Source organism: Methylibium rhizosphaerae, from assembly GCF_006386545.1.
Classification (GTDB): domain Bacteria; phylum Pseudomonadota; class Gammaproteobacteria; order Burkholderiales; family Burkholderiaceae_C; genus Pseudorivibacter; species Pseudorivibacter rhizosphaerae.
In genome coordinates this window covers 88,238-99,731 of the sequence record NZ_SWAR01000019.1, presented here as the reverse complement: position 1 = coordinate 99,731, position 11,494 = coordinate 88,238, and the positions used below count along the sequence as shown (strand labels likewise).

The 11,494-nt window shown below is 69.9% G+C and carries 12 protein-coding genes and 1 tRNA gene; 10 read left to right on the top strand and 3 right to left on the bottom strand.

Annotation, left to right across the window (positions count from 1 at the left end):
• Positions 1-119: 119 nt before the first annotated feature.
• Positions 120-824 (bottom strand): anti-sigma factor, encoded by a 705-nt coding sequence (locus E8D38_RS15110; RefSeq protein ID WP_140632293.1) that lies wholly within the window; start codon positions 822-824, stop codon positions 120-122.
• A 1-nt stretch (position 825) separates the two neighbouring features.
• A complete protein-coding gene (locus tag E8D38_RS15105; protein WP_140632290.1) occupies positions 826-1,458 on the bottom strand; it encodes a sigma-70 family RNA polymerase sigma factor in 633 nt (210 codons plus the stop codon).
• A gap of 142 nt (positions 1,459-1,600) precedes the next feature.
• Here E8D38_RS15105 and purU point away from each other — a divergent pair, with 142 nt between their 5' ends.
• From purU to E8D38_RS15080, 4 genes are all read left to right on the top strand, one after another.
• Positions 1,601-2,488, top strand: a complete 888-nt coding sequence (purU, locus tag E8D38_RS15100) for a formyltetrahydrofolate deformylase (RefSeq protein ID WP_140632286.1) — start codon at positions 1,601-1,603, stop codon at positions 2,486-2,488.
• Between the two features lie 214 nt (positions 2,489-2,702).
• The gene (locus E8D38_RS15090) at positions 2,703-3,149 is read left to right on the top strand and encodes a YybH family protein (RefSeq protein WP_140632281.1); all 447 of its coding nucleotides are present in this window, start codon (positions 2,703-2,705) and stop codon (positions 3,147-3,149) included.
• Position 3,150: 1 nt separating this feature from the next.
• Positions 3,151-4,158 carry a YheT family hydrolase gene (locus E8D38_RS15085; RefSeq protein ID WP_140632278.1) on the top strand — a complete coding sequence of 336 codons (1,008 nt, stop codon included), beginning with the start codon at positions 3,151-3,153 and terminating at the stop codon, positions 4,156-4,158.
• 14 nt (positions 4,159-4,172) lie between these two features.
• Complete coding sequence (locus tag E8D38_RS15080) at positions 4,173-4,730, top strand: DUF2946 family protein (protein WP_140632273.1); 558 nt, start codon at positions 4,173-4,175, stop codon at positions 4,728-4,730.
• Positions 4,731-4,801: 71 nt separating this feature from the next.
• On the opposite strand, the gene E8D38_RS15075 is transcribed toward E8D38_RS15080, so the two are convergent.
• Positions 4,802-5,359, bottom strand: coding sequence for a c-type cytochrome (locus E8D38_RS15075; RefSeq protein WP_140632268.1), 558 nt, complete (start codon positions 5,357-5,359; stop codon positions 4,802-4,804).
• A gap of 154 nt (positions 5,360-5,513) precedes the next feature.
• On the opposite strand from E8D38_RS15075, the gene E8D38_RS15070 reads away from it, so the two are divergent.
• The 6 genes from E8D38_RS15070 (at position 5,514) to E8D38_RS15030 (ending at position 11,488) form a co-directional block, all read left to right on the top strand.
• Positions 5,514-5,589: transfer RNA gene (locus tag E8D38_RS15070), tRNA-Arg, on the top strand.
• Between the two features lie 164 nt (positions 5,590-5,753).
• Positions 5,754-8,285 carry a hybrid sensor histidine kinase/response regulator gene (locus E8D38_RS28320; RefSeq protein WP_181179156.1) on the top strand — a complete coding sequence of 844 codons (2,532 nt, stop codon included), beginning with the start codon at positions 5,754-5,756 and terminating at the stop codon, positions 8,283-8,285.
• Between the two features lie 151 nt (positions 8,286-8,436).
• Positions 8,437-8,910, top strand: coding sequence for an Hsp20/alpha crystallin family protein (locus E8D38_RS15045; RefSeq protein ID WP_140632264.1), 474 nt, complete (start codon positions 8,437-8,439; stop codon positions 8,908-8,910).
• 30 nt (positions 8,911-8,940) lie between these two features.
• Positions 8,941-9,357 carry an Hsp20/alpha crystallin family protein gene (locus tag E8D38_RS15040; RefSeq protein WP_140632258.1) on the top strand — a complete coding sequence of 139 codons (417 nt, stop codon included), beginning with the start codon at positions 8,941-8,943 and terminating at the stop codon, positions 9,355-9,357.
• 62 nt (positions 9,358-9,419) lie between these two features.
• Entirely contained in the window at positions 9,420-10,898 is a 1,479-nt protein-coding gene (locus E8D38_RS15035) for a cytochrome P450 (protein WP_246099507.1), read from the top strand.
• 107 nt (positions 10,899-11,005) lie between these two features.
• Positions 11,006-11,488 (top strand): VOC family protein, encoded by a 483-nt coding sequence (locus tag E8D38_RS15030; RefSeq protein ID WP_140632255.1) that lies wholly within the window; start codon positions 11,006-11,008, stop codon positions 11,486-11,488.
• The last annotated feature ends 6 nt before the right edge of the window (positions 11,489-11,494 follow it).

Genomic DNA, 11,494 nt, shown 5'->3' with positions numbered 1-11,494 from the left:
TGCGCTGCTCTTGGCTCAACTCGATCGTCGCGTCTTCACGCAGGTGCATCGTCGTTCTCCGGCCGTCAATGTACCGGAGGACATGCAAGATCAATGCAAGTTATTTCTGCGACAGGACACTAGATCTTGCCGAGGGACAGGATCGGCCCGGTCGGCGCGCCGGTCGGCGAGCCGCCGGCCGGCTCCAGGCTGACCGCGAAGGCGGCGGTGTCCTTCAGCAGCTGGGTGCGCAGCACCGTGGTGGCCGCCTGCGGCGACACCAGGCCCAGCGAACGCGGCGCGCCCTGGCCGGGCACCGCCCACAGCTCCAGGGCCCGGCTCGCGTCGAGCGCCACCGCATCGAGCGGCTTCAGCACCAGGGCCTTGCCGTCGGCGCTGACGCTGGCCACGAAGCTGGCCCGCACGACGCCGGCGGCCTCGGGGTTGGCGTTCATCACGATCACGATCGGCGGCTGCGCCGGCTGCGGCTGCGACAGCAGCACGCCCAGGCCGATGGCGGCGACGGTGGCGAAACTGGCCATGGCCTGCCACACGCCCAGGCGCTGCCACCACGGCAGCACCGTCGGCGGCAGGGTCGTGGAAGGTGTGGCGCGGGCGGCGAACAGCGTCTTCTCGACGCCCTGCCACACCGCCTTCGAAGGCTGCACCGGCTTCACCGAAGCGGCCAGCGGCATCAGCCGGTCGTGCCAGTCGCGCACCGCCGCCCGCAGGGCCGGGTGAGCCTGCAGCAGCGTCTCGAAGCGGCGCCGCGCAGGGCCGCGCAGCGTGCCGAGCGCGTATTCGGCAGCGAGGCGGTCGGCGAGCGCGGGGCGGGAGTAGTCCACCTCAGGCTCCTTCCGGCCGGGCGCCCATGCGCTCGAGGCAGGCCTTCAGCGCCAGCAGGCCGCGTCGCACCCAGCTCTTCACCGAGCCGAGCGGCTGCTTCAGGTGTTCGGCCACCTCGGCATGCGACAGGCCCTGGTAGAACGCCAGCGCCAGGCTCTGCTGCTGCTCGCCGCTCAGCCCGCCCATGCAGCTCTGGATGGCGCGGGCGTAGGAGGCGCGGCCCAGCAGTTCCAGCGGGCCGGCGTCGTCGGAGGCGAAGTCCTGCAGCATGTCGTGTTCGTCGTCATCGTCGGGGCCGGCGGCCGTGGTCGTGCTCACGGTGTGCGGTTCGGTCTGGCGGCGGCGCAGGCTGTCGATGGCCCGGTTGCGGGCGATGCTGGTGAGCCAGGTCAGCGGCTGGCTCAAGGCGGCGTCGAAACTCTGCGCGGCCCGCCACACGTTGACATACACCTCCTGGAGCACGTCCTCGGCCTGGGCCCGGTCTCGATTGATACGTAGCACCACCCCCAACAGATGCGCACTGGTGCGCTGGTAGAGCGTGCCGAATGCCGCACGATCGCCCAGCGCCACGCGCGAGAGCAGCGCCGCGAGTTCGCGGCTGCGTTCGGTCCAGTCGTCCGATCGGGTGGTCATGGGGCGGCGGAGCGTGACGAAGTGCACGGGATTCTAGGGAGGGCGGGCCCGGGTGGCGATGGCGCAGCCGCTCTGCTACGCAGCCACCCCCGAACCGGATGCAGGGGCCTGACACGGTGCGGCTCCTACAATCGCGCCCACCATGCACACCGCTGCCCGCGAATTCGTCCTCACCCTGTCGTGCCGCGATGCCAAGGGCATCGTCTATGCCGTGTCCGGCCTGCTCTACCAGGCCGGCTGCAACATCCTCGACTCGCAGCAGTACGGCGACGTGCAAAGCGAAGACGGCACCGGCCTGTTCTTCATGCGGGTGCATTTCGAGGCCCCGGCGCACCTGGCTGACGCGCCCACGCTGAGCCGCCTGTTCGCCAACGTGCAAGGGCAGTTCGGCATGACCGCCCAGTTCCATGACCTGGCCCGCAAGCCGCGGGTGCTGGTGCTGGTGAGCAAGCACGGCCACTGCCTGAACGACCTGCTGTTCCGCTGGCAGACCCGCACGCTGGACGTCGAGATCCCGGCCGTCGTGTCCAACCACCCGGACTTCGCGGCACTGGTCAAGGGCTACGGCCTCGACTTCCACCACCTGCCGCTGGCCACCGGCGCCGCGCACGAGGCCAAGCGCGCGCAGGAGGCCCGGATCGAGAAGCTGGTGGCCGAGCACGACGTCGACCTGGTGGTGCTGGCCCGCTACATGCAGATCCTGAGCCCCGAGTTCTGCGAATTCCTCAAGGGGCGGGCGATCAACATCCACCACAGCTTCCTGCCCAGCTTCAAGGGCGCCAAGCCGTACTACCAGGCGCACGAGCGCGGCGTGAAGCTGATCGGCGCCACCGCCCATTACGTGACGGCCGATCTCGACGAGGGCCCGATCATCGAGCAGGACGTCGAGCGGGTGGACCACACGCTCGACCCGGACGACTTCACCGCCGTCGGGCGCGACGTCGAATGCGTGGTGCTGGCGCGCGCCGTGAAGTGGCACGTGGAGCACCGGGTGCTGCTCAACGGTCGCAAGACCGTGGTGTTCAGATGAAGGCGTCGGCGTACTCGACCAGCGGGGTGTCGTCCGCCACGGGCCGCCGCGCCGGGCCGCCCCCAAGCCAGGCCCGGCCCCTCCCGGAGGGGTGCTCGGCGTACTCGACGAGCGGGGTGTCGTCCGCCACGGGCCGCCGCGCCGGGCCGCCCCCAAGCCAGGCCCGGCCCCTCCCGGAGGGGTGCTCGGCGTACTCGACGAGCGGGGTGTCGTCATGAGATCGAAGGTGTTGCCGGGCGCCACCACCGCCGAAGACGTCGAGGCGCAGTTCTACGAAGCGCTGCAGCAGGCCGACATCGAACGGCTGATGGCGGTGTGGTCGGACGACGACGACATCGCCTGCGTGCACCCAGGCGGGCCGCGCGTCATCGGCGCCGGCGCCATTCGCGCCACCTTCGAGGCCATCTTCGCCAACGGTGCGGTCGACGTGCGGGTGCACCAGCTGCGCAGCGTGCAGTCGCATGGCTGCGCGGTGCACCACGTGGTCGAACACGTGCAGGTGCAGGGTGACGACGGCCAGCCGCAGGCGGCCTATGTGCTGGCCACCAACGTCTACATGGAAACGCCGCAGGGCTGGCGCATGGTGGCCCACCATGCGAGCCCCGGCAGCCCGCGCGAGCTGCAGGAGATCAGCGAGGCGCCTTCGTCGCTGCTTCACTAGGATGCAAAGCTATCGCGCGCCCGGCTGGCTGGGCTGGGGTGGCGCCCTCGGCGGCAACGTGCAGACCATCTGGCCGGCGCTGTTCTCGCGCCGCTTCCATGGCCTGGCGCCCCAGTTCCGCCGCGAGCGCTGGACCACACCCGACGGCGACTTCATCGACGTCGACTTCCTCGCCGACACCGAAGCCCGCGCCGAGGCGCCGCAGCTGGTGCTGTTCCACGGGCTCGAAGGCTCGTCGGCCAGCCACTATGCGCTGGCCTTTGCCCACTGGGCCCGGCAGCACGGCTGGCGTTTCGTGGTGCCGCACTTTCGCGGCTGCTCCGGCGAGATCAACCTCGCACCGCGGGCCTATCACTCGGGCGACTTCGAGGAGGTGGGCTGGGTGCTGCAGCGCCTGCGCGAGCGGCTCGATGCGCAGCAGCAGCCGGCGGCGCCCTTGCTGGCCGTGGGCGTGTCGCTGGGCGGCAATGCGCTGCTGCGCTGGGCCGAGGAGGCCGGCGACACGGCGGCGCACACGGCCAGCGCCGTCTGCGCGATCTCGTCGCCGATCGACCTCGCCGCCGGCGGCCGCGCCATCTCGCAGGGCTTCAACCGCCAGATCTACACGCGCATGTTCCTGCGCACCATGAAACCCAAGGCGCTGGCCAAGCTCGCGCAGTTCCCCGGGCTGTTCGATCGCCAGCGCCTGCTGGCCGCGCGCGACCTCTACGAGTTCGACAACGTCTTCACCGCGCCGCTGCACGGCTTTCGCGACACCGACGACTACTGGAGCCGCGCGTCGGCCAAGCCGCACCTGGCGCGCATCCGCTTCCCGGCGCTGGTGCTCAATGCGCTGAACGATCCCTTCGTGCCCGGCGCCAGCCTGCCGCAGCGCCATGAGGTGGGCCCGTTCGTGACGCTGTGGCAGCCGCCGCATGGCGGGCACGTCGGGTTCCCGGAGGGGCGTTTCCCGGGGCATGTGATGCAGCTCCCTGACGCCGTCATGGGCTGGATGTCGCGCCAGCTCTGACCGACACTGCCGCCATGGACGACATCGTCAAGGCAGCGCTGAAGAAGTGGCCCAATGTGCCGGCCTGCTATGGCTGGCTCGCGCTCGACGCGCGCGGCGACTGGTACATGCGCGACGACCGGGTGCAGGCGGCCGGCCCGTTTCCCCAGGTGAAGGGCAGCCGCATCCAGCACGACAAGCTGAAGGAATTCATCCACCGCAACTACGACGCCGACGAGCACGGCGCGTGGTTCTTCCAGAACGGCCCGCAGCGGGTGTACGTCGAGCTCGAGGCGGCGCCGCTGGTGCTCTGGGTGTCGGCCGCGACGCAGCATGAGTGGGCGGTGCAGGCCCACACCGGGCAGGACGCAGGGCGAGTGCACAGTGCCTGGCTCGACGAACACGGCCGCCTGTTCCTGCACACCGACGCCGGCTTCGGCCTCGTGCGTTCGCTCGACATGGATGCGGCCGCCGACGCGGTGAACAGCGGCGCCTGGGCCCCGCAGAACATCCGCTTTTCCGAACTGCCGGCGCGATTCGGCTACCGGCTCAGCCCGCAAGCGCAGGCCGCGCTGCCAGAACGCACCACCTGACGGGTGCTTGCTGCGGGCAGCAAAAAGCCGGTCACTGGGACCGGCTTTCCTTTTCTGCTGGGGCGACCCGCTTACTTGCTGGCAGCGGCCTCGGGGGCCGAAGCGGCGCCAGCGGCCACCTTGGGCTCTTCGAACTTGCCGCCGCTGCCGTTGGCCATGTAGACCACCGCACGGCCGATCTCCACATCGGAGAAGTCGCCGCCGCCTTGCGGGCCCATCGCGCCCTTGCCCTTCAGGGCCGAGTTCAGCAGGGCCGGGAAGCCCTGGCCCAGGCGCGGCGCCCAGGCGCCCGCGTCGCCGAACTTGGGCGCGCCGGCCACGCCAGCCGTGTGGCAGGCGCCGCACTGCTGGTTGAACACTTCCTGGCCGGTCTTGAGCGCCGAGGCGTCGGAGGCGTCTTTCACCTCGACCATGCCCACCGGCTTGATGCGTGCCGCCACGGCCTGCTCGTTGAGCAGTTCGCTGCCGGCGCCGGACTTGGTGTCGGACGACACATAGCTCACCAGCAGCACGATCGCGAAGATCGGCACGATGAAGGCGGCCACCACGGCCACGATGAGTTGCTTGGGGGTCTTGATCGGACCTTCGTGGGCGCTATGGTGCTCTGCGTGGGTGTGTTGGTCGCTCATGAAATCCTCGAAGGGAGCGTGTTCTGGGACTAGCTGCCGCGCTTGCAGCCCGGCGAGGCCACGCGCGCAAAACTTCGGGATTATAAGGGGCCGGCCCGAGTCGACCGGTGAGGTGAAGTGCGTCGCTGCTAGAATGCGCGCCTTCCCTGTCGCTGCGCCCGTAGCTCAATGGATAGAGTACTGCCCTCCGAAGGCAGGGGTTGCTGGTTCGATCCCAGCCGGGCGCGCCAATCCCTCCCTACCAAAGCCTTGCCGCCGCCGCCTGCTGCTGCCCGCGCCGCAGCCGCGTGACTTTCGGCCGCTTGCTGCATCGCGCAATTGCGTTGCGCGATGGCTTCAAGGAACATCGGGCCCCAGCCGAGTCGTTGGACGGAGGCAGCCTCAGGGAGGCGACGTGGCCGAAGAAGTCTTGCAGCGCAGGGGCGACGACCCCTTGGCGGGCGACGAGAGCCCCTCGTTCCTGCTGAACCAGCCCGCGGGGAGGGCCGAACGCCGGCGCGCCCTGGCCGTGCTGCTGGTCTCGGCCATCGTGTTCGCCGGGCTGGTGCCCCTGGCGAAGCGGCAGCTGGCCCCGGTGCCGGCGTTCATTCCGATCTACGAGTCGGCGCTGGTCGTCAACGACCTCATCACCGCCGCACTGCTGTTCGGCCAGTACCGCATCCTGCATTCGCGCCCGCTGCTCGTGCTGGGCAGCGGCTACCTGTTCACCGCGCTCATCGCCGCCGGCCATGCGCTCACCTTCCCGGGGCTGTTCGCGCCGGGCGGCCTGCTGGGTGCCGGGCCGCAGAGCACCGCCTGGATCTACATGTTCTGGCATGCCGGCTTTCCGCTGTTCGTGCTGGCCTACGCGCTGCTGCCGCGCGAGCCGGCGCGCCCGCATGCCGGCTGGGCCTTCGGCGGGCCCGCGGCGGCAGTGCTGCTGAGTGCGGCCCTGGTGGCCCTGGCCACCGCCGGCCAAGGTCTGCTGCCGGCCATCATGGCGGGCAACCGCTACACCCCCGCCATGCTGGCCACCGTGGGCAGCGTGTGGCTGGCCAGCCTGGTGGCGCTGGCGGTGCTGTGGTGGCGCCGCCGCCCGCACACGGTGATCGACCTGTGGCTGATGGTGGTGCTGTGCGCCTGGCTCTTCGACATCGCGCTGTCGGCCATGCTCAACGCCGGGCGCTACGACCTGGGCTTCTATGCCGGGCGGATCTACGGGCTGCTCGCCTGCAGCGTGGTGCTGCTCGAGCTGCTGCTCGAGAACTCGCTGCTGTACGCGCGGCTGGCCGAGGCCCATGGCGACGAGCGCCGCCGCAGTGCGGAGCTGGCCGCCGCGCGCGACGAGGCCCAGGCAGCCAATGCCGCCAAGAGCCTGTTCCTGGCCAGCATGAGCCACGAGATCCGCACGCCGATGAATGCCGTCATCGGACTCACCCACTTGACGCTGCAGACCCGGCTGGACGATCAGCAGCGCGACTACCTCACCAAGGTGCACGTGTCGTCGAAGGCGCTGCTGGCCCTGCTCAACGACATCCTCGACTACTCCAAGGTCGAGGCCGGCAAGATCACGCTCGAATCCGAGGAGTTCAGCCCCGAGGAGGTGATCGAAAGCGTGGGCCAGCTGTTTTCGGCGCGGCTCGAGGAGGCGGGGCTCGACCTCGTCTTCGAGATCGACAAGGACATCCCGCAGCGCCTCGTGGGCGACTCGCTGCGGCTCAACCAGGTGCTCAACAACCTGGTGGGCAATGCCATCAAGTTCACGCCGCGCGGAGAGGTGGTGATCCGCGCCGAGCTGGTGTCGGCCGACGCCGAGCGGGTGCAGCTGCGCATCTCCGTGCGCGACACCGGCATCGGCCTCACGAAGGAACAGGCCGGCCGGCTGTTCGAGGTGTTCTCGCAGGCCGACAAGGCAACCTCGCGCCGCTACGGCGGCACCGGGCTCGGGCTGGCCATCTGCAAGCGCCTGGTCGAATTGATGGGCGGCACCATCTCGGTCGAGAGCGAGCCGGGCGTGGGCAGCACCTTCAGCTTCACCGCCTGGCTCAAGCCGGCCCGGCCGGGCGTCGAGCGCATCGACCTGCACCGTATCCGAGGCATGCGCGCGCTGGTGCTCGACGGCCAGCCCACGGCGCGGCAGGCGCTCGCGCAGATGCTGCAGAGCTGGCGCTTCCAGGTGGCCCTGGCCGCATTCGCCGACGACGCGCTGTACAAGCTGCGCCGGGCGGCCACCGAGGCCGCCTACGAGCTGCTGGTGCTCGACTGGAAGAGCGGCGGCCCGGAGGTGCTCGAGCAACTGAGCAGCCTCGCCGAGCAGCGTGTGGTGGCGCAGCCGGCGGTGGTCGTGCTGACGACACTGCATGCCCGCGAAGGTGTGCGGCAGGAGCTGGCCGACCTGCCGTGGTGCTGCGTGCTGGCCAAGCCGGTCACGCCGTCGCGGCTGTTCGAGGCGGTGGTGCGACTGCAGCACGGTGATGCGATGCCCACGCCGGCCCAACCGCTGGGTGCCAAGCTCGACCTCGCGCAGGCCTTGAAGACGATCCATGGCGCGCGCGTGCTGCTGGCCGAGGACGACCTCGTCAACCAGCAGGTGGCCATGGCCTTCCTGCAGATGGCGGGGCTCGACGTGACCCTGGCGGCCAACGGCCTGGAGGCGGTGGACTGCATCAAGCGCGAGCCGTTCGACGTGGTGCTGATGGACATGCAGATGCCCGAAATGGACGGCATCCATGCCACCCGCGCGATCCGCCTGCTGCCGCAGGGCGAGAAGCTGCCCATCATCGCGATGACGGCCGCCGCCATGGACGAGGACCGGCAGGCCTGCCTGGCTGCCGGCATGGACGCCCACGTGAGCAAGCCCATCGATCCCAAGGAGCTGGTGCGTACGCTGCTGGCCTGGGTGCCGGCGCCCCACCCGGCGCCCCACCCGGTGCAGCAGGCGCAATAGTCTTTGATCTGCGTCAGCAGGGTGCGGTTGCGCAACGCGCCCGTGCGCCTGCCCTCTTGAACTCCCCGCACCGAACACTATTTCGCTCCTCAGGCGCCCGGCGGCCTGTTGCTGCGGGCGCCGACCCAACCCACTGAAAGGAGCGACAGCCATGTATGAATCGATGCTGAACTTCCCGGGCAGTGTGTTCGGCGAATTCGAACGCCTGCGCCGCGAACTCGACGACGTCTTCGGCGCCGCGGGCCTCCCCAGCAGCATCCGCTCGGTGGCCCCGGGCACCTTCCCTGCCATCAACGTCGGCAACACGCCCAACAGCGTGGAGGTGTATGCCTTCGCCCCGGGCATCGACGCGTCCAAGCTCGACGTGAGCATCGACCGCGGCGTGCTGACCATCTCCGGCGAGCGCCCATCGGCGCTGCCCGGCGCCGGCGAAGGTACCCAGAACACCGGCTCGCGTGCCAGCGTGTACAGCCGCGAACGGGTGAGCGGCAGCTTCAAGCGCGCCATCGCGCTGCCCGACGACGTGGACCCGACCCGGGTGAACGCCAGCTACCGCGACGGGGTGCTCAACGTGAGCATCGCGCGGCGCGAGTCGGCGCAGCCACGGCGCATCGCGATCCAGTAATCGAAGCTGCAGGACGAAAGGAGGACCACCATGAGCACTCAGGAAGTCAGGACCACCACGGCGCAACAGCCACAACAGCAGTCGCAACAGCAGCCGCAACAGCAGCAGGCGGACAACCGCGCCATGGTGCCGCGGGTCGACGTGCTGGAAGACGAGACCGGCATCACGCTGCTGGCCGACCTGCCCGGCGTGCCGAAGGACCAGCTGGAGCTCAAGGTCGAAGGCGACACCCTGCTGATCGAAGGCGCCGTCGCGCCGGTCACGCCGGGCGGCCTGGAGCCGGTGTATGCGGAGGTGCGCGTGCCGCGCTATCGCCGTGCGTTCACGCTGAGCCGCGAGCTCGACACCGGGCGCATCGATGCCAACCTCAAGGACGGCGTGCTGAACCTGCGCATCCCGAAGCAGGAACACGCGCAGCCGCGCCGCATCACCGTGCAGGTGGGCTGAGCGGGCTGCTTGACCTGGCTCAGGTGCGTTGGCCATCATCAGGCTCCCCACGGGAGATCCTGATGATGCGCAGCCCCAGCACCACCGCCGCAACGCCGCCTGCCGCCGCGCCGCGCCGCATCGAAGACCTGCCCGGCCCGCGCGGCTGGCCGCTCGTCGGCAGCCTGTTCAGCGTGCGGCGCCAGCGGGTGCACCAGGCGATGGAGGCCTGGAGCCGCCTGCATGGGCCGCTGTTCCGGGTGAAGCTCGGCGCCACGCAGGTGGTGGTGGTGTCCGACCACGAGCTGATCGGCCAGCTGCTGCGCGAGCGGCCCGACACCTTCTCGCGCAGCTCCCAGCTGCGCCGCGTGGGGCAGGAGCTGGGCGGCATCCCGGGCCTGTTTTCCGCCGAAGGCGAGGCCTGGCGCCGCCAGCGCCGCATGGTGATGGCCAGCTTCGCGCCCGGCCACGTGCGGGCGTACTTTCCGGCGCTGCAGCAGGTGGCGCTGCGGCTGCGCAAGCGCTGGCTCCATGCCGCGCAGGCGGGCACCGCCATCGACCTGCAGGCCGACCTCAAGCGCTATGCGGTCGACATCATCGCGGGGCTTGCGTTCGGCAGCGAGGTGAACACGCTCGAAGCCGGCGAAGACGTGATACAGCGCCACCTCGACACCGTGCTGGCGACCATCTTCCGCCGGGTGATGACGCCCATTCCGTACTGGCGCTGGTTCAAGCTGGCCGACGACCGCCGTGCCGATCGCAGCATGGCTGCGCTGCAGCAGGCGATTGCCGGCTTCATTGCGCAGGCGCGCGAGCGGCTGCATGCGGATCCGTCGCGGCGCGAGCAGCCGCGCAACCTGCTGGAGGCGATGCTCGCGGCCGCAGAAGACGGCGATGCGGGCCTGAGCGACCGCGACGTCGCCGGCAACGTCTCGACCATGTTGTTCGCCGGCGAAGACACCACTTCCAACACCCTGGCCTGGCTGATCTGGCTGCTGCACCACCACCCGCAGGCGCTGCAGCGCGCCCGCGAGGAGGTGCAGCGCGTGGTGCCCGACCTCGCCGGCGCCAGCTTCGAGCAGATCGACTCGCTCGACTATGTGGAAGCCTGCGCCAGCGAGGCCATGCGGCTGAAGCCGGTGGCGCCCTTCCTGGGGCTCGAGGCGCTGCACGACACCACCGTGGCCGATGTGCAGCTGCCGCGCGGCACGCTGCTGTGGCTGGTGCTGCGCCACGACAGCCTGGACGAGCGCTGGTTCGGTGCGGCCGAACGGTTCGAACCCGAACGCTGGCTGGCCGCCGATGGCGCCGCCGCGGCCGCGCCGGCACCCAACAAGCGGGTGGCCATGCCGTTCGGCGGCGGTCCGCGCGTGTGCCCGGGGCGCTACCTGGCGCTGCTGGAGATCAAGCTGGCGATGGCCACGCTGCTCGGCTCCTTCGACCTGGATTCGCTCGCCACCGCCGACGGGCAGGCCATGCAGGAGCACATGACCTTCACCATGAACCCGAGCGAGCTGCAGCTGCGGTTGCGCCTGCGAACCCAGCCCTCTTTCCCCAGGTAACAGTGGTGTCGCCGGCTTGGCCGGCACTTGCAATCGCACCGAGGGGGTCTATGCTGTATGTCCGTACAGTGTTCGGGCTTCCCAGCCCCTGACCAGGAGACTCCCCCATGCCCAACCGTAAACCCGTGAAGGCCATCCCCGACGGCTACAGCTCCGTCACCCCCTACCTCACCGTGAAGGGCGCCGCGCAGGCGATCGACTTCTACAAGAAGGCGTTCAACGCCGAAGAGGTGATGCGCTTCAACAGCCCCGACGGCAAGATCGCCCATGCCGAGGTCCGCATCGGCGGCTCGGTGATCATGCTGCACGACGAAGCCCCCGAGTGGAAGGCGCTGAGCCCGCAGACCATCGGCGATTCGGGCAGCAGCATCATGCTGTACGTGCCCGACGTCGATGTGGTGTTCAAGCGTGCGGTCGAGGCCGGTGCCACCGTGCTGATGGACGTGGCCGACCAGTTCTATGGCGACCGCTGCGGCAACATCCGCGACCCGTTCGGCCACAAGTGGAGCATCGCCACCCACATCGAAGACGTGGAGCCCGACGAACTCCAGCGGCGCGCCGCCAAGCTGTTCGAGCAGCAGGGCGGCTGAGCCTGC

Bases quoted from the DNA above. Each gene is read 5' to 3' on its own strand.
- E8D38_RS15105 (WP_140632290.1), bottom strand. From the start codon at position 1,458: ATGACCACCCGATCGGACGACTGGACCGAACGCAGCCGCGAACTCGCG.
- purU (WP_140632286.1), top strand. From the start codon at position 1,601: ATGCACACCGCTGCCCGCGAATTCGTCCTCACCCTGTCGTGCCGCGAT.
- E8D38_RS15090 (WP_140632281.1), top strand. From the start codon at position 2,703: ATGAGATCGAAGGTGTTGCCGGGCGCCACCACCGCCGAAGACGTCGAG.
- E8D38_RS15085 (WP_140632278.1), top strand. From the start codon at position 3,151: ATGCAAAGCTATCGCGCGCCCGGCTGGCTGGGCTGGGGTGGCGCCCTC.
- E8D38_RS15080 (WP_140632273.1), top strand. From the start codon at position 4,173: ATGGACGACATCGTCAAGGCAGCGCTGAAGAAGTGGCCCAATGTGCCG.
- E8D38_RS15075 (WP_140632268.1), bottom strand. From the start codon at position 5,359: ATGAGCGACCAACACACCCACGCAGAGCACCATAGCGCCCACGAAGGT.
- E8D38_RS15045 (WP_140632264.1), top strand. From the start codon at position 8,437: ATGTATGAATCGATGCTGAACTTCCCGGGCAGTGTGTTCGGCGAATTC.
- E8D38_RS15040 (WP_140632258.1), top strand. From the start codon at position 8,941: ATGAGCACTCAGGAAGTCAGGACCACCACGGCGCAACAGCCACAACAG.
- E8D38_RS15035 (WP_246099507.1), top strand. From the start codon at position 9,420: ATGATGCGCAGCCCCAGCACCACCGCCGCAACGCCGCCTGCCGCCGCG.
- E8D38_RS15030 (WP_140632255.1), top strand. From the start codon at position 11,006: ATGCCCAACCGTAAACCCGTGAAGGCCATCCCCGACGGCTACAGCTCC.